The sequence below is a fragment of the Mesorhizobium sp. B3-2-1 genome (assembly GCF_006439515.1).
GTDB lineage: Bacteria > Pseudomonadota > Alphaproteobacteria > Rhizobiales > Rhizobiaceae > Mesorhizobium.
On the sequence record NZ_VFTI01000013.1, the window covers coordinates 60,614 to 79,992 of the forward strand.

Below are 19,379 nucleotides of genomic sequence, written 5' to 3' on the forward strand. Positions count from 1 at the left end.
CTTCAAAATCAATTTTGCAGTGTTGTTAGAAAGCGGACTTACCGCTAGTACTACCGCATGGGGCTAAAAATGTTTCGACCATTCGACAGGGCGCTAAAGCGCTCGCGCGACAAATTGTTCGCCGGACTCCGTGCCTTTGACGGGTTTCGGTACTTCAGCCTGCTGACGATCAATGAAGACATAGTTTTGGTCACAAGGCAGTTCGCTGACCACAGGCTTGTTTTCTCGCCTCATGAACTAGTAGGCCGGCACCTTTTCAGGAATGGCCAATATCAGCGAGCCTTGGCTGACAGGGTACTTGAGATAATCGGCCAGCCCTTTGGGAAAACGCTGTTGGAGCTAGGCGCAAACATCGGGACACATAGCGTCTATCTCACCAGGCAAGGGCATTTTGACCGGCTGATCTGCGTCGAGCCGGCGCCGAACAATATCCACCTGCTGAAGCAGAACCTTGCCTTGAACGGGCTGGCTGAGAAAACCTCGGTCATCGAGTGTGCGGTTGGGGACAGGGATGGGACAGTCGATTTCTATTTTGACGAGAAGAATTTTGGGGCCAGCAGCATAACTGATCACGGCGGAACATCGGTTCAAGTCCCACTGCGCCGCGTGGACGGCATACTGCAAGACCTCGACGTCAGCCCGGAAGAGATCGGGCTTGTATGGATGGATATCGAAGGCGCCGAACCCGATGCGATCAGATCCATGGGGGAGATTGTGGATCAAGGTGTTCCGATTCTCATGGAATACGTGCCCGGCCGTTACGATCGAGCCAAAGTCTCCGAAATGACGGAATACCTGGCCCGCTCCTATCGACGATGCATCGTGTTCGACGGCAAGTCCGAGAAACAGGCCGATATCCGCGAACTGCCAGAAGATACCTACGATATCCTACTTTTGCCGTAGGCCTTCAATCGTTTCCTTGTGAGTGCCATATGCGCGAGATGGAGCAGAAATTCTTACGCATCACTCAGATGCTGGTGATGCTCGCCGTTTCAGGCACTGCCGCGCAGATGCACTGGACGAGCAACGGCCCCTCGATCGGCGCGTGGGGTCTGATCGGCGCAATCGCCTATACGTTCGTCTACTGCTGGTCTACGTCAGAACCTGTCCAACTGGCAGGGCTGTCAGGAATGCCTAAGCCTGGCCGATTCGCATCTCCTTCTTGAGGAGGAACCGGGCGAGGTTGTTGATATTCCGCGGCGCCACCTTCTTGGGCAGATGCGCCAGCAGGTCTTCCGATTTGACGTCGCTGCGGAACCGCTCCGCCCAATCTTCGGTGAGGTCGTCCCGCTGCAGGCGCAAATTCGTCTCGAACTCTCCGTCCGGCATTTCCATCGACAACTGCCGGGCCACCGACGCGACGTAGGGACGAGGATCGTCCAGCAGATCCTCGTAGAAAAAGTGATCATAACGCAGATCGGCCAACCGCAGGTAAGCCTCCCAGAAGGCATAGCTCTGCTCGATCAGGAAATAGGCTTGGCAGATGCCGGCGAAGTCGTATTGCGGAACCAGGTCCGCGCCCTCCATCGTGCTTCTCCAATGGCCTGACGCCTTCGCCCGGCAATAGGAAATCGCTTGGCGAAGACGGTCCCGCCGTTCCAGCAGGATCAAACCCATGGCATGGCGCCGGCTGCATTCCGCCAGGAAGTCGGCTCCATATTTGGCCTGCGACCAGTGAAGATGCCGTGGAAACAGCTTCACGGCGAACGTGCCGTTCGCGGTTCCGCCGCGATCGATCACGGCGGATAGCAGATCATCAAAGGATTTCGGCTTGCAGCCCAGATTGGCCGTGTCGAGCCATTCGGCTGACTTGCCGAATAATCCCGTGCTGTTCGTGAGGCTGCCAAGCCATTCAGAACCGCTGCGGGCTTCGGTCAATATTGCCACGCCCCTCATGCGTGCCGAGTGCCTCCAGATTGTAGACGCTTGATCACAATTCTAGAATACGGTTCTTCTTGGTCGCCCCTCGGCATGGTCGCAGCTCCGCTCGACAACTCCGCAACGGAGATGGGCTGGCATGCTCCGTCGATTCGATATTAGAATAAGCTAAATTACTTAATCCGTCACGGTCAGGTGATCGGCCACGCTGTGGTGGCCGTCAACCAGAAGCGATTACAGCCAGACGCGGAGCCAGACGCGCTCGCGCCGGCAGCGGACGCGGCGGCGGCCGTGGCGCCAGTAGCTGCGGCAAACCCGTCTCCAGCCGCGGCGGCGTCCATGGCGGCGACGCCAGTAGCCATCGGGACCGCGATGTCTCCAGCGACGCCAGCGGCGATCGGAGACCTGCTCCAGTTCGACCTGATCGTCCCCTTCGAAGACAGCCGGATCCGGCTTGTCCAATTCATCGAGAATTCCATTGCCTTGGGGAACACCGGCAAGCGCGCGGCCAGGTCCGGCCACGCTCGCAAACGCCACTGCCCCCGCAACGCCAAGCATTCCAGTAAGAAACAACCGACGTTCCATGAAAACCTCCCGAGTTGTTGACCACCGACACCTCGTTCCCTCGCCCGAAACAGGCTCCAGCGCGCATGCCGATTTTTTTGAACGCGCGACGGCGATTCTCGTTCCATCAGCCCACTTCGCGCAGGATGAAATCATGCAGCATCTTGGCCGCCGGCGACAGTACGCGATTCCTGACCGTGATCAGGCTGTAGGGCCTGACCTCAATGTCGAATTCGGTCTGGACGACGTCGATGGCGCCGGCAAGCCCGTCTGGGTTCTGGATGAACTTCGCCACCTGCACCGATACCGGCGCGATGGCATCGGATTGCGCGACCATGACCAGCGTGAGCAGCAGCGAGCTGGTGTTCAAGATCCGGTCCGGCAGCGCGATGTTGCGGTTCAGGAAGTTGCTCTCCATCGCCTGGCGCAAGGGCGAACCGCCCGACTGGAAGACCCAGTCATAGGCGGCGGTGTCTTCCAGCCGCACCACATTGCCCCCGGCGAGCGGGTGGCCGCGGCGTACGATCAGGCAGGCCTTCTCGACGCCGATCACACGGGATTCGAACAGCCGCGGATTGAGGTCATCGGGAATGCGGGCGATGATGAAGTCGTGGCGCGACGCGATCAGCTCGCGGGCGAGCACGTTCGACGTTTCGACCTGCATGGTGATCTCGATGCGCGGGTAGATGCGGCGGATCTCGCGAATCGCCGGCACGGCCAATTCGATCGCCGGCGCGGTCACGGCGCCGAGGAACACCGAGCCGCCCTTGCCGGCCTTGAGCTCGGCAATCTCGCGATCGGCTTCGCGCATCTCGAGCAGGATCGAGCGCGCCCGCCTGGCAAGTGCCTGGCCATAGGGGGTGAGGGTTACGCCGCGCGGCAGCCGTTCGCACAGCTTGACGTCGAGCACCGCCTCCATCTCGGCGATCATGCGCGAGGCGGCCGGCTGGGAAATGTTCATGACCTGGGCTGCGGCGCTCACCCGTCCGTGATCGTCGAGGGCGGCTATCATGCGCATGTGGCGCAAGCTCAAGCCACTGCGCAGGAGTGTTTCCCCGTCTCCCGGGAGCTTCTCGTAACTTACCGGAATTGCATCGGGATCGCGCAACGCCGCCATGATCTTCCAGCCTTTCCGTCGATTCTTCTCGGATGCTAGACCATACCGGTTTCGGTATAGCAACCACCAAAGATCGCATTTGACAGTTATGGCAAAGCGACCCACCCTCCGCGCGTTCCGAGGTGCAGGGGTCGGTAACGAACAAAATCGTATCGATTGAAACTGCGTCGCGGAGCCGATTGGGAGGATACCGGAGATCGATAAAGCCGACAGCGGCGCGTTTGCGCTCCTGTCCGGTTGCGCGACCCGCGAAGCCCCGAGGTGTCGCGTCCATCAACCAGGGAGAGTAATGTGAAGATTATCAAGACGCTGGCCGCCGTGGCGGCCCTTGGCATCGCTGCCATGAGCTATCAGGCGCACGCGGCCGACAAGGGTCTTGTCGGCGTGCTGATGCCGACCAAGACCTCGCAGCGCTGGATCAACGACGGCGACGCCGTCAAATCCCAGCTCGAGGCTCTCGGCTACACTGTCGACCTGCAGTATGCGCAGGACGACATCCCCAACCAGCTCAGCCAGCTGGAAAACGAAATCACCAAGGGCCCGAAGGCGCTGATCATCGCCTCGATCGACGGCACCACTTTGTCGGACGCGCTGCAGAAGGCCAACGACGCGGGCGTCGTCGTCGTCGCCTATGACCGCCTGATCAAGAAGACTCCCAATGTCGACTATTATACCACCTTCGACAATTTCGGCGTCGGCGTGATCCAGGCGAATTCGCTGGTCAAGGGTCTCAAGGAGCGCTTTCCGAACACCAAGCCGTGGAACGTCGAACTGTTCGGCGGCTCGCCGGACGACAACAACGCCTTCTTCTTCTACAACGGTGCGATTTCGGTCCTGCAGCCGTTGATCGACGACGGCTCGATCAAGATCAAGTCCGGTCAGATGGGCATGGACAAGGTCGGCACGCTGCGCTGGCTGGCGGCAACCGCCCAGGCCCGCATGGACAACCTCCTGTCGGCGAACTACTCGGACGGCAGCCGCGTCGATGGCGTTCTGTCGCCCTATGACGGCCTGTCGCGCGGTATCACCGCATCGCTGCGCGCGGTGGGCTACGGCACGGCCGCTCAGCCCTGGCCGATCGTGACCGGTCAGGACGCCGAGACCGCCTCGGTCAAGCTGATCATCTCGGGTGAGCAGTACTCGACCGTGTTCAAGGACACCCGCGACCTGGCCAAGGCCACTGTCGGACTGGTCGACAAGGTGCTCTCGGGCGGCAAGCCTGACGGCCTCGACACCAAGACCTACAACAACGACGTCAAGGTCGTTCCCTCGATCCTGTTGACGCCGCATGAGGTCGACAAGTCGAACTACCAGAAGCTGGTCGTCGACTCCGGTTACATCAAGGCCGAAGACCTGAAGTAATTCCGGTTATAAAATCAGGGGTCCTGCGCAACGCAGGACCCCTTTTCGTTCAGAAGCGACCCCGGTATTGTTTCTGCCGGCCTAGAGCAATTCCAGGAAAAGTGCGTAGCGGTTTTCCGTCAGGAATTGCGTAAAAACAAGAAAGTCTAGGAGGAGCTTGCCCTGATGACCTCGACGATTTTGGAGATGCGCGACATCACCAAGACGTTCCCCGGCGTGAAGGCGCTCTCGAACGTCAACCTCAGCGTAGAGGAAGGCGAGATCCACGCCGTGGTCGGCGAGAATGGCGCCGGCAAGTCGACGCTGATGAAGGTGCTGTCGGGCGTCTATCCCTCCGGCACCTATGATGGCCAAATCATCTTTCAGGGCCAGGAATGCCATTTCAGAGGCATCCATGACAGCGAACACAAGGGCATTGTCATCATCCACCAGGAACTTGCGCTGGTGCCGATGCTGTCGATCGCCGAAAACATTTTCCTCGGCAACGAACACGCCAGATACGGCGTCATCGACTGGCACGCCAACGAGGCGCGCACGTCCGAGCTTTTGAAGAAAGTCGGTCTCAGGGAAGACCCCAAGACGCTGATCACCAATATCGGCGTCGGCAAGCAGCAGCTGGTCGAGATCGCCAAGGCGCTCAGCAAGGAAGTCAAGCTCCTGATCCTCGACGAGCCGACGGCATCGCTCAGTGAGAAGGACAGCCAGGCGCTGCTCGATCTTTTGCTTGAGTTCAAGCGGCAGGGCATGACCTCGATCCTGATCTCCCACAAGCTCAACGAGGTGAACCGCGTCGCCGACAAGGTGACGGTGATCCGCGACGGGCGCACGATCGAGACATTGCCGCGGAAGGAGATCAGCGAGGACCGGATCATCACCTCCATGGTCGGCCGGTCCCTCGACGATCGCTACCCGCCGCGCGAGCCTGATATCGGCGACGTCATTTTCGAGGTCAAGGACTGGTCCGTCTACCACCCGATCCATGCCGAACGGCAAGTAATCAAGAGCATCGACCTCAAGGTGCGCAAGGGCGAAGTTGTCGGCATCGCCGGGCTGATGGGCGCCGGCCGCACCGAATTCGCCATGAGCCTGTTCGGTCGCTCCTATGGCCGGCACATCAGCGGGGAGGTGCTGCTCAACGGCAAGCCCGCAGACCTTTCGACAGTGGGCAAGGCAGTGCAGAACGGCATCGCCTACGTCACCGAAGACCGCAAAACCTATGGGCTTAACCTCATTGACCACATCAAGCACAATGTGACGCTGGCCAACCTCGCCGGCGTTTCCAATGGCGGCGTCATCGACGATATGCGCGAAATGAGCGTCGCCAACGACTATCGCAAAAAGACCAATATCCGCGCATCCAGCGTCTATCAGCTGACCGGCAATCTCTCGGGCGGCAACCAGCAGAAGGTGGTGTTGTCGAAATGGCTGTTCGCCGACCCGGAAGTTCTGATCCTCGACGAGCCGACGCGCGGCATTGACGTCGGTGCCAAGTACGAAATCTATACAATCATCGCTCGCCTCGCCGCCGAGGGCAAGGCGATCATCGTCATCTCATCGGAAATGCCGGAACTGCTCGGCATCTCCGACAGAATATATGTCATGAACGAAGGGCGCATGGTCGGCGAGATGGCGGCAAGCGAAGCCAGCCAGGAAAAAATCATGCGCGCCATTGTTCGCGGAGAAGGAAAAGCATCATGAGCACAGACAGCGCTCCCGCGCCGCAAAGCGGCACCGCCGAGGACGTCAAGCAGGGTCCTCGCATCGCCGTCTCGGCGCTGACGACGAACCTGCGCGAATACGGCCTGATCATCGCGCTGATCGTCATCATGCTGTTCTTCCAGTACACGACGTCGGGAACGCTGTTCAAACCGGTCAACCTCAGCAACCTAGTGCAGCAGAACTCGTTCATCATCGTGATGGCGCTCGGCATGCTGCTGGTCATCGTCGCCGGCTATATCGATCTCAGCGTAGGATCGGTCGCCGGCTTCATCGGCGCACTTGCCGCCATGATGATGGTCATCTGGCCGCTCGGCATGTTCAGCAACCCGCTCGTGGTCTCGATCGTCTGCCTAGTCGTCGGTGGGTTGATCGGTGGGGCGCAAGGCTACTGGATCGCCTATCACCGCATACCAAGCTTCATCGTGACGCTCGCCGGCATGCTGATCTTCCGCGGCATCTGCCAGGCGCTGCTTGGCGGCGGCTCCTCGGTCGGTCCGCTTCCCGACAGTTTCAAGGCGCTGAGTTCCGGCTTCATACCGGACGTGATCGGCCCGCTGACGCTGATCCCACCGACGGTGAATGCCGCCGGCAAGACCATTGTCGGCAGCGGGCTCACGCTGCACATGACGACGATCGTGCTGGGCCTGATCGCGGTGCTCGCCTACGCCTATTTCGGCTTCAGGGGGCGGCGCAAGCGCGAACGCCACGGTTATGAGGCCGAGCCTTTCACGCTGTTCGTCATCAAGACCCTGGTAGGCAGCGCGCTGGCGCTGTTCCTGGTCTTCCAGTTCGCGACCTATCGGGGCCTGCCGATCGTGCTCCTGGTGATGGGCGTGTTGATTTCATTGTTCGTCTTCGTCACCAAGCGCATGACCATCGGCCGCCGCATCTACGCCATGGGCGGCAACGCCAAGGCGGCGCAACTGTCGGGCATCAACACCGAACGGCTGACGCTCCTGGTGTTCGTCAATATGGGCGTGCTGTCGGCACTCGGCGGCCTCATCATCGCCGCGCGTCTCGGCCAGGCCGTGCCGGCCGCGGGCCTCGGCAGCGAGCTCGACGTGATCGCGGCCGTCTTCATCGGCGGCGCCTCGGCGATGGGCGGCGTCGGCCAGGTCATCGGCGCGGTGGTCGGCGGCTTCATCATGGGCGTGATGAACAACGGAATGTCGATCATGGGCGTCAATGTCGACTGGCAGCAGGTGGTCAAGGGACTGGTCCTGCTCGGGGCCGTCATCTTCGACGTCTACAACAAGAACAAGGCTTAAGGGCCGGGGGCGAGGACTAGGAGGCATACGGGTTCTAGATCGCGAAGCTGCCGGCGGCCCGTCGGCACCAAGAAGTCCGGGGAAGGACCAGGCTCGCGAACGCAATCCGGACGAAGCGTTTCAACCGTGGCGCGTTTCCGCGCCGCGCCGGTCAGGGTTTGCCCATTGGCAGCCGGATACAGATAAATGAGAGAGGACTGATCATGCTGATCTCGCAGATTCTCGACGACGCCGAGACGATCCGTGTCGTTGCCCGCAGCGGCGGGAAGACCCGGATCATCAACGGCGCGCGCAGCGTCTATTCGCTGGCGATGGAGGCCGCCCGCACCGGCGTCGGCCTGGCCGCCCTGATCGAACGCAAGGGACTTGGCGAGACAATCGATCTGGACGCCGCCTACAAGAGGGGGCGCCTCCTGTCGCCGATCAATCACCCCGACCCGGCGCATCTGCATCTGACCGGCACGGGGCTGACGCATCTCGGGTCGGCCGCGACGCGCGATTCCATGCACAAGAAGCTCAGCACCGACGGGGAGGAGCAACTCACCGATTCCATGAAGATGTTCCGCATGGGGCTGGAAGGCGGCAAGCCCGCGAAAGGCCAGGTCGGCGTGCAGCCCGAATGGTTCTACAAGGGCAACGGCACCATGGCGGTCGCGCCTGGCGCGGCGCTCATGTCGCCGGCCTTCGCCAAGGACGCCGGCGAAGAACCGGAGGTCGCCGGGATCTACGTCATCGGCGATGACGGCGCGCCATTCCGAGTCGGCTTCACGCTGTCGAACGAATTCTCGGACCATGTGACCGAGCGCGTGAACTATCTGTTCCTTGCCCACTCCAAGCTGCGCAATGCCTCGTTCGGGCCCGAAATTCTGATCGGCGACCTGCCTTCGGACATCCGCGGCACGTCGCGGATCCTGCGCGACGGCAAGACATTGTGGGAGAAGCCGTTCCTGTCGGGCGAAGCGAACATGTCGCACACCATCGCCAATCTCGAGCACCACCACTTCAAATATTCGGCGTTCCGCCAGCCGGGCGACGTACATGTGCATATGTTCGGCACCGCGACGCTGTCCTTCGCCGACGGCATCAATACCGAGGCCGGCGACGTGTTCGAGATCGAGGCAGGGGATTTTGGTCTGCCGCTGCGCAACCCGCTGGAAATCGAAAAGCCGGTGAAGGTGGCGGTGAAGGCGCTGTGATGCGCCAGACATCAGGACGTCATAGATGGTCCTATGACAGGCTTTGACATATGGTCTTGAGGTATTTGCCAGGCGCCGTACGAAGCCTTGGCTTCGTGCTCTTGCTCGCGCACGCGTCGTCCGTGGCTTATGGAGCCGCGCAGTGCAGTCCCAAATCCTATGGCGAAGCACTCGGGCTTATGAAGAACCGGCTTCTGACGTCCGGTTACTCAAGTCCTCAGGTCGAATTTCTGATGCAAAACGCTGACCAGCGAATGTCCACGCTTGGCGGTGCGAAACTGAACGAGGCGGCCAAGCCATGCGGGATAGACACAGCCCGAGCCCATGTCCTCGGCTGCCTGGACAAAGTCCTGTTCCCCTTGGAAGGATCAAAGGCTTCGCTTGACGCTGCAAGGCAGACACGCATCTGGGGTAAAACGCAACTCGCACGGCGCGAACTGCTGTTCATCGGCAGCTTCAATGCGTGTCTCGGCACTGCGAGAAAGCGCATGTTTCACGGCTAGAATAGTCAAACGTCAAACGGATGCTGAACTCGTCGGGCTGGAGAGGTCGGCTAAAGCTCTGCATGGCCTCATGGCGTCAGGATCAGCGCGCGGCGCGGAAATGTTTGGACAGCTTCAGGCCCTGCGCCTGGTAGTTCGAGCCCAGGTCGGTCCCGTAAAGCGCCTGCGGGCGCTTCAGCATGTGCTCGTAGACCAGCCGGCCGACGATCTGGCCATGGTCGAGGATGAACGGGACTTCGTGGCTGCGCACTTCGAGCACCGCCCGGCTGCCGGTGCCGCCGGCCGCCGAATGGCCGAACCCCGGATCGAAAAACCCGGCATAGTGGACACGGAACTCGCCGACCAGCGGATCGAAGGGCGTCATCTCGGCGGCGTAGAGCGGCGGCACATGCACCGCCTCCTGGCTGACGAGGATGTAGAACTCGTCGGGATCGAGCACCAGTTCGCCGGCGCCGCTCTTGTGGATCGGCTCCCAGAAGTCGACGACATCCTGGGCGGCACGCTTGTCGACATCGACGAGGCCAGTGTGGTGCTTGCCGCGATAGCCGACCAGCCCATCCTTGTCGCCGTTGAGATCGATCGACAGCGCGATGCCGCCGCCCGAAATGTTCGGCGGCTCGGTGGCGACCAGCATCTCGGCGCGGTGCAATTCATGCAGTTCGGCTTCCGAAAGCAGCGCGTTGCCGGTGCGAAAGCGGATTTGAGACAGGCGCGAACCGGTGCGTGCAACAATCGGGAAGGTGCGGGGGCTGACTTCGAGATAGAGCGGACCCTGATAGCCAGCGGCGATCTTGTCGAACTCATGGCCCCGGTCGGTCATGACGCGGGTGAAGATGTCGAGCCGACCGGTCGAGCTCTTCGGATTGGCCGAAGCCGAAATGTCAGCCGGCAGGGCCAGGCTTTCGAGCAGCGGCACAATATAGACGCAGCCGGTTTCGAGAACCGCGCCTTCGGTCAGATTAATCTCGTGCAGCTGCAGCCGATCGAGTTTTTCCGAGACCTTATGGTTGGGACCGGGTAGGAACGAGGCCCGCACCCGCCAGGCCTTTTCGCCCAATCTCAGATCAAGGCTCGCCGGCTGGATCTGATCGGCATCGAGCGCACGCGGCGACTTCAGCGCGCCGGACTGGAACAGCGCCGAAATGTCCTGATCGGGAAGAATGCCTGTCTGCCGCAAAGTCTGGCTCCTGGGCCTTTGATACAAACCTCTTAATGAAGCCGGCAATTGACGCAAGCGTGGCGCGGGTCTAAAGGGTCGTTATCCCGTGGTGATTTGGCCGGTCGGCTTGCAGCCACGTTAAACAAGTCGCTAAAGGACCGTCGGGCCGCAAGGCCGTATGGACCGGTTGCGACTTTTTCGCGGCCGGTTTTTTTGTGTTTGGATAGGACGATGACGAGCAAGACGCGCAATTGGAAGCCTCAAACCGCACTCGTGCATGGCGGAACCCTGCGTTCCCAATTCGGCGAAACCTCCGAGGCGATGTACCTGACCCAAGGCTATGTCTACAAGACCGCCGAGGCGGCGGAAGCCCGCTTCAAGGGCGAAGAGCCTGGCTTCATCTATTCGCGTTACGCCAACCCGACCGTCGACATGTTCGAAAAGCGCATGTGCGCTCTCGAAGGCGCCGAGGACGCGCGCGCCACGGCGTCGGGCATGGCTGCGGTGACGGCGGCCCTTCTGTGCAGCGTCAAGGCCGGCGACCATATCGTGGCGGCGCGCGCGCTGTTCGGTTCCTGCCGCTGGGTGGTCGAGACGCTGGCGCCGCGCTATGGCATCGAGGCTACTTTGGTCGACGGCACCGATATCGCCAACTGGGAAAAGGCGGTCAGGCCGAACACCAAGCTGTTCTTCCTGGAAAGCCCCACCAACCCGACGCTGGAAGTCGTCGACATCGCCGCCGTCGCTTCGCTTGCCAATTCGATCGGCGCGAGGCTTGTCGTCGACAATGTCTTCGCCACGCCGCTACAGCAGAAGCCGTTGCAGCTTGGTGCGCACATCGTCGTCTACTCGGCCACCAAGCACATCGACGGCCAGGGTCGCTGCCTGGGCGGCGTCATCCTGTCGGACAAGAAGTGGATCGACGAAAATCTGCACGACTACTTCCGCCACACCGGCCCCAGCCTGTCGCCGTTCAATGCCTGGACCTTGCTGAAGGGTCTCGAGACGCTGCCGCTGCGCGTGCGCCAGCAGACGGAAAGTGCCGGCAGGATCGCCGACTTCCTGGCCGAGCAGCCGCAGATCGCCCGCGTCATCTATCCGGGCCGCGCCGACCACCCGCAGGCCGCCATCGTCAAGAAGCAGATGTCGGGCGGCTCGACGCTGATCTGCCTTGACGTCAAGGGCGGCAAGCCGGCGGCCTTCGCCCTGCAGAACGCCCTCGACATCGTGCTGATCTCGAACAATCTCGGCGATGCCAAGAGCCTGATCACCCATCCGGCGACGACGACGCACAAGAACCTGAGCGACGAGGCCCGCGCCGAACTTGGCATCGGGCCTGGCACGCTCAGGCTGTCTGTCGGCCTGGAGGACGCCGACGACCTGCTGGAAGACATCGCGCAGGCGCTGAAGGCGGCCAAATAGGCTGTCCAGGAGCGTCGTCCGCGGCGATCAGGCGCGCGACGGCGTCTCCTCCAGTTCGGCTGCCTTGGTGCGGATGGTCATGGCGTTGCCGCGCCAGTCGACGGCGCCGCCGAGCCAGCCGCGCGCCCAGATGAACGGGAGCATCACGTCGCGCGCGAGCATCGCCGCGACCATGCGCGGCGACAGGTGCCAGCCCTTGGACAAGGCCAGCGCGCACTCCGGAAGGTAGAAGGCCGCCAAGACGGCAATCGCGGTTGCCCAGAGGCTGACGCCCGCGCTCGCCGCCGCAACCAGCGCAAGCGCCAGAGGCACCGCCGCGCCAGTCAGGATTTCGGGCGCGAAGAACAGCGGGAAGGTAACGCGGCGCAGGCGCGCCCAGCGGGCCTGGCGCGACCAGATCTCGCCAAGCGTGCGCTGGCCGAGCGGCTGCTCGAAGGGCGCCGCAACGAGATTGACGCGCAGGCCGAGGCCGTTGACCAGCTTGGTCGCGGCGGCGTCCTCGGCGATCTCGGCGGCCAGCGCGCGAATGCCGCCATTTGCGTCCAGCATCGGCTTGTTCCACAGCATGCTCTTGCCCTGGGCAAAGCCGAGGCCGAGCGCCTCGCCGGCATACTGCCAGCGGGCCTGCAATGTGTTGAGGAAGGCGCATTCTACATCGGCCCAGAAACCCTCTGGTCGCGAGCCGATCGGCGTCGAGCAGACAAGGCCGGTGTCGGGCCGCCATGCCGCCATCATGTGCTCGACATAGTCCCTCGGCATCAAGACGTTGGAATCGGCAAGGATGACCCAGTCATGGCGCGCCGCTTCCCAGCCCTTGACGCAATTGTTGAGCTTTGGATTGGCGCTGACACGGTCGTCACCGATCAGCAGCCGGGCCGGCACCTCGGGAAACCGGGCAATCGCCCTGTTTATCAGTTTGACCACCGGGTCGTCGGTATGGGCGACGCAGAAAATCAGTTCGTAGCGAGGCCAGTCGAGCGCGAAGGCGCGTTCCAGCGTCTCGTGCGTGAACGGCTCGACGCCACGCGACGGGACGATGATCGACACCGGTTGCGACTTGCCGGCCGGCGGGGCGATCGTGCCGCGCCGTTTCAGCTGTGAGGCGGCGAGCGAAATGCTGGCGGCGTTTGAAAGGATGAGTGCGGTCGAAAGCGAGGCGGCTATAAAGGTGAGTTCCATCGAGATCTGGTCACTCCGGAAAGGCGGCCCGCATCGTGGCCGTTTTCAACAGTTCGACAGAGCGCCGAGTCGCCCGGTTCGTGCACACCACCATTGTCGTGTGTCACTTAAATGACATTCTTTGCCGGCACCTGCGGTTCAAGGTCGGGCGCGACAAGACGCGCACGTTGACCTGCTCACCGGGAGCGCCGAAAGTCGTCGGATTGTTTTGGAGCCGCTCATGTATCGCGCCGTGACGCGCAACATCGAAGTGCAGGTCAGGCCGTTCTATCTCGAGGACCGTTCGGATCCCTCGGAAAACCGCTATGTCTGGGGCTATCAGATAACGATCGACAACCAGTCGGACGAGTTCGTGCAGTTGTTGTCGCGCTACTGGCACATCACCGATGGTGCCGGCCGGGTCGAGGAAGTACGCGGCCCGGGCGTTGTCGGCGACCAGCCGGAACTCAATCCCGGCGACAGCTATCAATACACGTCCGGCTGCCCGCTCTCGACGCCGTCCGGGATCATGGTCGGGCACTACACGATGCGCAACAAGCGCGGCGAGACGTTCGACATCGCCATCCCCGCCTTCTCGCTCGATCTGCCGGGAACAAGGCGCACGGTGAACTGAGCGCCGACGGTCGCGCTGCCCCTCATCCGCCCTTCGGGCACCTTCTCCCCGTGAACGGGGAGAAGGAAAGATACCTCACTGAGCCGCAAATTCCGCCGGATCGAAGTCGTACTGCGTAGAACAGAACTCGCAGGCGACATGGATGCCGCCATCCTCGGTGCTGTCCTTGATCTCTTGCGCGGAGAAGCCCTCGAGGATGCCACGGATCTTGTCTCGGGAGCATGAGCACTGGTCGGTGACGGGAACGCCTCCGAAGACGCGCACGCCATGCTCGTGGAACAGGCGATAGAGCAGCCGCTCGGCGCCGATGGTCGGATCGATCAATTCGGTCGGCTCGATAGTGCCGAGCAAGGCCAGCAACTCCTGCCAGGAATTGTCCGTGGGATCATGGATCTCCTCGCGCGGATCGCCATCCCCGCCCGGCAAGTCCGGAATGCGCATGCGCTCGGAGGCCTGCGGCAGGAACTGCGCCAGGATACCACCGGCGCGCCACTGCTCGCGCGCCCCGCCGACGCCGGGCGTCAGCAGCTTGGCGACCGAGAGCCTGATATCCGTCGGGATCTGTTCCGACTGGCGGAAATAGGTGCGCGCCGCATCTTCCAGCGTCTCGCCGTCGAGCTGGACGATGCCCTGATAGCGCTGCGTATGGGCGCCCTGGTCGATGGTCAGCGCCAGCACGCCGCTGCCAAGCAGCGTTTGCTGCGAGGTCTCTCCGGCCGCAATCAGGGCCTCCAGCCGGTCGGCGTCGAAACGTGCATAGGCGCGCAGCGCCGAGGGCGTGGAAAAGTCCGCGACCAGCATGTCGACAGGCCCGTCGGTACGGGTCTGCAGAATGAACTTGCCTTCGAACTTGAGCGAGGTGCCGAGCAGCACCGTCAGCACACAGGCTTCCGCCAGCAGGCGGGCGACCGGCTCGGGATAGTCGTGGCGGCCAAGGATGGCGTCGAGCATCGGCCCGAGCTGCACCGTGCGGCCACGCACGTCGAGCGGACCGACCTCGAAGGGAACGACGTGATCGTCGCCGGCGTAGCCGAACTCGCCGAGTTTGGGGTGATGTTCAGTCACTTGATGGCTTTCCAACATGACAAGGCTCCAGGGCGCGACCATGCGGCCCTGGTGGGCACATGCGTCCAAACGCGCTTGATTTGCGTGATGCGGCGCAGATAGGCATCGCACCCCCGCGGATCAAGCGCCTGGGCATTTCAAGCGCCCAGACACGTCATGCGCTCAGACACATCAAGCACCGAGGCACCAGGCAAGCACGGCCTTCTGGGCGTGGAGCCGGTTCTCGGCCTCGTCGAACACCACCGAATGCGGCCCGTCGATGACCTCGTCGGTCACCTCCTCGCCGCGATGCGCCGGCAGGCAATGCATGAACAGGGCGTCGGGCTTCGCCCTGGCCATCAGCGCCGCATTGACCTGGTAGGGCGAGAAGACATTGTGGCCGCGGGCACGGTGTTCCTGGCCCATCGACACCCAGCAGTCGGTGACGATGCAGTCGGCCTGGTCGACGGCTTCCTCGGGCGAGCGGGTGAAATGCAGCTTGCCGCCATGCGCCTTGGACCAGTCGACATGCTTCTGCGCCGGTTCGCTGCCTTCGGGCACGGCGACGTTGAGGTTGAAGCGGAACCGGGCCGAGGCCTCGAGCAGCGAGTGCAGCACATTGTTGCCGTCGCCGGTCCAGGCAATCGTCTTGCCGGCCACCGGACCGCGATGCTCCTCGAATGTCATGATGTCGGCCATCAGCTGGCAGGGATGGGTGTCGTCGGTCAGCCCGTTGATCACCGGAACGGTGGCATTCTCGGTTAGCTCCAGCAGCCGCTCATGCGAGGTGGTGCGGATCATGATCGCGTCGACATAGCGCGACAGCACCTTGGCTGTATCGGCGATGGTCTCGGAGCGACCGAGCTGCATCTCGGTGCCGGTCAACATGATGGTCTCGCCGCCAAGCTGGCGCATGCCGACATCGAAAGAAACGCGCGTGCGCGTCGACGGTTTGTCGAAGATCATGGCCAGCACCTTGCCTTCGAGCGGCTTGGTCCGCTCGCCGGCCTTGAGACGCGCCTTTCGCGTCACCGCATCATCCAGCATGAAGCGCAAATCGCCTTCGGAAACGGTGGAAAGATCGGTAAAATGGCGAACTGACATCAGGAATGGTTCCGGATTACTTCGCGGCGGCGGAGGCGATCGCCTCCGACAGGACCTTGGCGCCAGCGCGGATGCGGTTGAGCGCTTCGTGAATCTCGGCGTCGGTGACGGTGAGCGGTGGCAGCAGGCGAATGACGTTGTCGCCCGCCGGAACGGCCAGCAAATGCTGGTCGCGCAGCGCCATGTTCACCTTGCCGTTGGGCATCGCGCATTTGAGGCCGAGCATCAGCCCGGTGCCCCTGATATCCTCGATCACCTCGGGGAATTCGTCGGCTATCGACGCCAGCCCCTGCTTCATCAGTAGCGCCTTGCGCTGGACATCCTCCAGGAAGCCGTCTTCCAGCACGACGTCGAGGACGGCGTTGCCGACCGCCATTGCCAGCGGATTGCCGCCGAAGGTGGTGCCGTGCACGCCGGCGGTCATGCCGACGGCCGCCTCGTCGGTGGCGAGGCAGGCGCCCATCGGGAAGCCGCCGCCAATGCCCTTGGCGATTGCCATGATGTCGGGCGTCACCGCAGACCACTCATGCGCGAACAGCTTGCCGGTACGGCCAATGCCGCACTGGACCTCGTCGTAGATCAACAGCAGGCCATGCTGCTCGCAGAGCTGCCGCAGCCGCTTCAGCGACTGTGTCGGCACCGGGCGGATGCCGCCCTCGCCTTGCACCGGCTCGATCAGGATCGCGGCGGTCTCGGGCGTGATCGCCTTTTCAGCGGCGTCGATGTCGTCGAAACCGACCTGGTCGAAGCCTTCGACCTTGGGTCCGAAGCCTTCGAGGTATTTGTACTGGCCGCCGGCCGCGATGGTCGCCAGCGTGCGGCCATGGAAGGCGCCCTCGAAGGTGATGATGCGGAAGCGCTCGGGATGTCCCTTGACGAAGTGGTAGCGCCGCGCCGTCTTGATCGCACATTCCAGCGCCTCGGCGCCGGAATTGGTGAAGAACACCTTGTCGGCGAAGGTGGCATCTGCCAGCCGCTCGCCGAGCCTGCTCTGCCCCGGGATCTCGTAGAGATTGGAGACGTGCCAGAGTTTCGCCGCCTGTTCGGTGAGGGCCGCGACCAGATGCGGATGGCCGTGGCCAAGCGAATTGACCGCTATGCCGCCGGCGAAATCGAGATATCGCTCGCCCTTGTCGGTAACCAGCCAAGTGCCTTCCCCATGGTCGAAGGCCAGGGGTGCGCGAGCAAAGGTCTCGTAAAGCGCCGAACCGCTCATTATATGCGTCTCCGGTACCGGAAAATCAAAAAAGCCGCCAAAGCGGCGGCCTTCTGCGGCTTATCGTGTTTTTCGGTCATGAAGTCAACGAAAACGTCGCGTAGTGGCGCGCGGCAAGCCCCCTGACGCAACGCCGGCTCATGAGCGACCGGGCAAGTTGGGGAAAACCGAAAAAACCGATTCGTGTTGCACTTGGGACTCTTGTCACCGAGTCAGCGTATAGAGTAGTTGTAGTCGAGAAATAACTAGATTTCGTGCGGCGGACCTAATCACCAGATATATGTGGTGTCTGCCCCAGCAGTGGTGCTGGGTCGGGAATGGATTCTGGTTGCCGCACGCTTATAAGGAGCGCGGTCATGAACTGGACTGACGAGCGGGTAGAACTCTTGAGAAAACTGTGGTCGGAGGGTCTGAGCGCAAGCCAGATTGCCGCGCAGCTCGGAGGGGTCAGCCGCAACGCGGTCATCGGCAAGGTGCACCGGCTGAAGCTGTCAGGCCGCGGCCGTGCGACAGCGACGCCGGCACGCCAGAAGAAGGCGACGCAGGGATCGACCGTCCAGAAGTCGGTGGCGCGCGCCGCGAGCACGGCACGCCATGTCACGACTTCGATCGGCGCGACGGCCCTTCAGACGCAGTTCGACGCCGAACCCGTGGCAAGACACTACATCCGCCCGGTCGAGAACGTCGTGGTCCCGATCTCACGGCATCTGCAACTCGTCGAACTGACCGAGCGCACCTGCAAATGGCCGAATGGCGATCCGCTTTCGGAGGACTTCAATTTCTGCGGCAACGAAGCCGCCGAAACCGGTCCTTACTGCAAATACCATGCCCGGGTGGCGTTCCAGCCAGCGGCGGAGCGGCGGCGGAATCGCTGAGCGGAGTGAGTAGTGAGTAGCGGTGATCCCACCAATCACTACTGACTACTGACTACTGACTACTTCACAACCATCCATTCTTGCGAAACCGCCAGTACAAAAAAGAGCAGATCAGCGCGATGATGGCCAGCACCATCGGGTAGCCATATTCCATCTTCAGCTCCGGCATGTCGGTAAAGTTCATGCCATAGATGCCGGCGAATGCGGTTGGCACCGCCAGGATGGCCGCCCATGAGGCGAGTTTCTTCGAGATCGCCGTTTCCTGGCTCTGACCGACCAGAAGACTGGCCTCGAAGGCGAAGGCCAGCACCTCGCGCAGGCTGTCGATCTTCTCCTGGACGGTACGGATATGATCCGTCACGTCGCGGAACAGCGGGTGCATGGCCGAATGGATCTGCGGCAGCTCGGCGCTGGTCAGCCGGCGGCAGACTTCCACCAATGGCAATGCCGCGTTGCGCAGGCGCAGGAGGTCGCGGCGCAGCATGTAGAGGCGTTCGATGTCGGGACCGGTCATCGGCTTCAGCAGGACCTTGTCCTCGATCGCCTCGACCTCGTCCTCGATCTGCTCGAGCACGGGCATGTAATTGTCGACGATGAAGTCGAGAATGGCGTAGAGGACGAAATCCTCGCCCTTGGCCAGCGAATGCGGGCAGCTTTCCCAGTGCTGGCGCACGGCGGCATAGGATGTCGACGGGCCGTGCCTGACGCTGACGATGTAGCCTGAGCCGACAAACAGATGTGTCTCGCCGAAGGTGACGCGCCCTTCGATCAATTGCGCCGTGCGAGCAACGATGAACAGCGCATCGCCATATTGCTCGATCTTTGGCCGCTGGTGCGGATGCTCGGCATCCTCGATCGCCAGCTCATGAAGATGAAACTGCGCCTTGACGCGCAACAGAAGTTCGCGGTCAGGTTCAAGCAGCCCGATCCAGACGACATGCCCCGATTTCTTGGCCCATTCGCCGGCTTCCTCGATCGGAATATCGGCGATCCGGCGCCCGGCGGTATAGACACCGCAGGCGATGATGCCCGATGACGGCGGCGAGGGCTTGAACTCGCGGACATATTCCATCGCAGCCTCCCGAAAGCGTTGCCTTCCCTGGGGAACCAGCAAGTTTATCTCGGGGATAGTTTAGCGCAATATGATTAAGCGTTCGAGA

18 protein-coding genes and 1 riboswitch are annotated in these 19,379 nt (G+C 62.1%); of the genes, 10 read left to right on the plus strand and 8 right to left on the minus strand.

Annotated features, from left to right (window positions below; all coding sequences use genetic code 11):
• The first annotated feature begins 69 nt into the window (after nucleotides 1-69).
• A complete protein-coding gene (locus FJW08_RS15410) occupies nucleotides 70-903 on the plus strand; it encodes an FkbM family methyltransferase (protein WP_181182934.1) in 834 nt (277 codons plus the stop codon).
• Between the two features lie 231 nt (nucleotides 904-1,134).
• Here the strand turns inward: FJW08_RS15410 and FJW08_RS15415 are convergent, their stop codons facing one another.
• The gene (locus FJW08_RS15415; protein WP_246682358.1) at nucleotides 1,135-1,887 is read right to left on the minus strand and encodes a Stf0 family sulfotransferase; all 753 of its coding nucleotides are present in this window, start codon (nucleotides 1,885-1,887) and stop codon (nucleotides 1,135-1,137) included.
• A gap of 330 nt (nucleotides 1,888-2,217) precedes the next feature.
• Here FJW08_RS15415 and FJW08_RS32390 point away from each other — a divergent pair, with 330 nt between their 5' ends.
• Complete coding sequence (locus tag FJW08_RS32390) at nucleotides 2,218-2,484, plus strand: hypothetical protein (protein ID WP_181182935.1); 267 nt, start codon at nucleotides 2,218-2,220, stop codon at nucleotides 2,482-2,484.
• An 85-nt stretch (nucleotides 2,485-2,569) separates the two neighbouring features.
• On the opposite strand, the gene FJW08_RS15425 is transcribed toward FJW08_RS32390, so the two are convergent.
• Nucleotides 2,570-3,559 (minus strand): LysR family transcriptional regulator, encoded by a 990-nt coding sequence (locus FJW08_RS15425; protein WP_015319281.1) that lies wholly within the window; start codon nucleotides 3,557-3,559, stop codon nucleotides 2,570-2,572.
• A 291-nt stretch (nucleotides 3,560-3,850) separates the two neighbouring features.
• Between FJW08_RS15425 and chvE the strand changes: the two genes are divergently transcribed.
• From chvE to FJW08_RS15450, 5 genes are all read left to right on the plus strand, one after another.
• Entirely contained in the window at nucleotides 3,851-4,921 is a 1,071-nt protein-coding gene (gene chvE, locus FJW08_RS15430; RefSeq protein WP_140765083.1) for a multiple monosaccharide ABC transporter substrate-binding protein, read from the plus strand.
• 165 nt (nucleotides 4,922-5,086) lie between these two features.
• The gene (gene mmsA / locus FJW08_RS15435) at nucleotides 5,087-6,619 is read left to right on the plus strand and encodes a multiple monosaccharide ABC transporter ATP-binding protein (RefSeq protein WP_140811317.1); all 1,533 of its coding nucleotides are present in this window, start codon (nucleotides 5,087-5,089) and stop codon (nucleotides 6,617-6,619) included.
• Nucleotides 6,616-7,908 (plus strand): multiple monosaccharide ABC transporter permease, encoded by a 1,293-nt coding sequence (gene mmsB / locus FJW08_RS15440; RefSeq protein ID WP_140811318.1) that lies wholly within the window; start codon nucleotides 6,616-6,618, stop codon nucleotides 7,906-7,908. Before mmsA ends, mmsB begins: the two co-directional genes overlap by 4 nt.
• A 203-nt stretch (nucleotides 7,909-8,111) precedes the next feature.
• Entirely contained in the window at nucleotides 8,112-9,104 is a 993-nt protein-coding gene (gene araD1 / locus FJW08_RS15445) for an AraD1 family protein (protein WP_140811320.1), read from the plus strand.
• Nucleotides 9,105-9,283: 179 nt separating this feature from the next.
• Nucleotides 9,284-9,607: a hypothetical protein gene (locus FJW08_RS15450; protein WP_140811321.1), complete on the plus strand. Its 324-nt coding sequence runs from the start codon at nucleotides 9,284-9,286 to the stop codon at nucleotides 9,605-9,607.
• Between the two features lie 82 nt (nucleotides 9,608-9,689).
• Here FJW08_RS15450 and FJW08_RS15455 read toward each other — a convergent pair whose 3' ends face one another.
• Nucleotides 9,690-10,784, minus strand: coding sequence for a 2'-deoxycytidine 5'-triphosphate deaminase (locus tag FJW08_RS15455; protein WP_140811322.1), 1,095 nt, complete (start codon nucleotides 10,782-10,784; stop codon nucleotides 9,690-9,692).
• A gap of 78 nt (nucleotides 10,785-10,862) precedes the next feature.
• Nucleotides 10,863-10,940, plus strand: a riboswitch (SAM riboswitch).
• Nucleotides 10,941-10,997: 57 nt separating this feature from the next.
• On the opposite strand from FJW08_RS15455, the gene FJW08_RS15460 reads away from it, so the two are divergent.
• Nucleotides 10,998-12,188, plus strand: a complete 1,191-nt coding sequence (locus tag FJW08_RS15460) for an O-succinylhomoserine sulfhydrylase (protein ID WP_140811323.1) — start codon at nucleotides 10,998-11,000, stop codon at nucleotides 12,186-12,188.
• 27 nt (nucleotides 12,189-12,215) lie between these two features.
• Here FJW08_RS15460 and FJW08_RS15465 read toward each other — a convergent pair whose 3' ends face one another.
• Entirely contained in the window at nucleotides 12,216-13,367 is a 1,152-nt protein-coding gene (locus tag FJW08_RS15465) for a ceramide glucosyltransferase (RefSeq protein WP_140811324.1), read from the minus strand.
• 220 nt (nucleotides 13,368-13,587) lie between these two features.
• Between FJW08_RS15465 and apaG the strand changes: the two genes are divergently transcribed.
• On the plus strand, nucleotides 13,588-13,980 hold the full coding sequence (gene apaG / locus FJW08_RS15470) for a Co2+/Mg2+ efflux protein ApaG (protein WP_010913396.1): 393 nt from the start codon (nucleotides 13,588-13,590) through the stop codon (nucleotides 13,978-13,980).
• A 75-nt stretch (nucleotides 13,981-14,055) separates the two neighbouring features.
• On the opposite strand, the gene FJW08_RS15475 is transcribed toward apaG, so the two are convergent.
• The 3 genes from FJW08_RS15475 to FJW08_RS15485 all read right to left on the minus strand — a co-directional run bounded on the left by FJW08_RS15475 (nucleotide 14,056) and on the right by FJW08_RS15485 (nucleotide 17,344).
• Nucleotides 14,056-15,087 carry an Hsp33 family molecular chaperone gene (locus FJW08_RS15475; protein ID WP_140811325.1) on the minus strand — a complete coding sequence of 344 codons (1,032 nt, stop codon included), beginning with the start codon at nucleotides 15,085-15,087 and terminating at the stop codon, nucleotides 14,056-14,058.
• Between the two features lie 129 nt (nucleotides 15,088-15,216).
• A complete protein-coding gene (argF, locus tag FJW08_RS15480; protein ID WP_140757822.1) occupies nucleotides 15,217-16,128 on the minus strand; it encodes an ornithine carbamoyltransferase in 912 nt (303 codons plus the stop codon).
• Between the two features lie 16 nt (nucleotides 16,129-16,144).
• Nucleotides 16,145-17,344: an aspartate aminotransferase family protein gene (locus FJW08_RS15485; protein ID WP_140811327.1), complete on the minus strand. Its 1,200-nt coding sequence runs from the start codon at nucleotides 17,342-17,344 to the stop codon at nucleotides 16,145-16,147.
• Between the two features lie 356 nt (nucleotides 17,345-17,700).
• Between FJW08_RS15485 and FJW08_RS15490 the strand changes: the two genes are divergently transcribed.
• Nucleotides 17,701-18,219: a GcrA family cell cycle regulator gene (locus tag FJW08_RS15490; RefSeq protein WP_140614743.1), complete on the plus strand. Its 519-nt coding sequence runs from the start codon at nucleotides 17,701-17,703 to the stop codon at nucleotides 18,217-18,219.
• 64 nt (nucleotides 18,220-18,283) lie between these two features.
• On the opposite strand, the gene FJW08_RS15495 is transcribed toward FJW08_RS15490, so the two are convergent.
• Nucleotides 18,284-19,291, minus strand: a complete 1,008-nt coding sequence (locus FJW08_RS15495) for a magnesium and cobalt transport protein CorA (RefSeq protein WP_140811328.1) — start codon at nucleotides 19,289-19,291, stop codon at nucleotides 18,284-18,286.
• Between the last annotated feature and the right edge of the window lie 88 nt (nucleotides 19,292-19,379).

Excerpts from the sequence above, each read along its gene's own strand:
- FJW08_RS15410 (WP_181182934.1), top strand. The coding sequence starts at position 70 with ATGTTTCGACCATTCGACAGGGCGCTAAAGCGCTCGCGCGACAAATTG.
- FJW08_RS32390 (WP_181182935.1), top strand. The coding sequence starts at position 2,218 with ATGGCGGCGACGCCAGTAGCCATCGGGACCGCGATGTCTCCAGCGACG.
- FJW08_RS15425 (WP_015319281.1), bottom strand. The coding sequence starts at position 3,559 with ATGGCGGCGTTGCGCGATCCCGATGCAATTCCGGTAAGTTACGAGAAG.
- mmsA (WP_140811317.1), top strand. The coding sequence starts at position 5,087 with ATGACCTCGACGATTTTGGAGATGCGCGACATCACCAAGACGTTCCCC.
- mmsB (WP_140811318.1), top strand. The coding sequence starts at position 6,616 with ATGAGCACAGACAGCGCTCCCGCGCCGCAAAGCGGCACCGCCGAGGAC.
- araD1 (WP_140811320.1), top strand. The coding sequence starts at position 8,112 with ATGCTGATCTCGCAGATTCTCGACGACGCCGAGACGATCCGTGTCGTT.
- FJW08_RS15450 (WP_140811321.1), top strand. The coding sequence starts at position 9,284 with ATGAAGAACCGGCTTCTGACGTCCGGTTACTCAAGTCCTCAGGTCGAA.
- FJW08_RS15460 (WP_140811323.1), top strand. The coding sequence starts at position 10,998 with ATGACGAGCAAGACGCGCAATTGGAAGCCTCAAACCGCACTCGTGCAT.
- FJW08_RS15465 (WP_140811324.1), bottom strand. The coding sequence starts at position 13,367 with ATGGAACTCACCTTTATAGCCGCCTCGCTTTCGACCGCACTCATCCTT.
- apaG (WP_010913396.1), top strand. The coding sequence starts at position 13,588 with ATGTATCGCGCCGTGACGCGCAACATCGAAGTGCAGGTCAGGCCGTTC.
- FJW08_RS15475 (WP_140811325.1), bottom strand. The coding sequence starts at position 15,087 with ATGGTCGCGCCCTGGAGCCTTGTCATGTTGGAAAGCCATCAAGTGACT.
- argF (WP_140757822.1), bottom strand. The coding sequence starts at position 16,128 with ATGTCAGTTCGCCATTTTACCGATCTTTCCACCGTTTCCGAAGGCGAT.
- FJW08_RS15485 (WP_140811327.1), bottom strand. The coding sequence starts at position 17,344 with ATGAGCGGTTCGGCGCTTTACGAGACCTTTGCTCGCGCACCCCTGGCC.
- FJW08_RS15490 (WP_140614743.1), top strand. The coding sequence starts at position 17,701 with ATGAACTGGACTGACGAGCGGGTAGAACTCTTGAGAAAACTGTGGTCG.
- FJW08_RS15495 (WP_140811328.1), bottom strand. The coding sequence starts at position 19,291 with ATGGAATATGTCCGCGAGTTCAAGCCCTCGCCGCCGTCATCGGGCATC.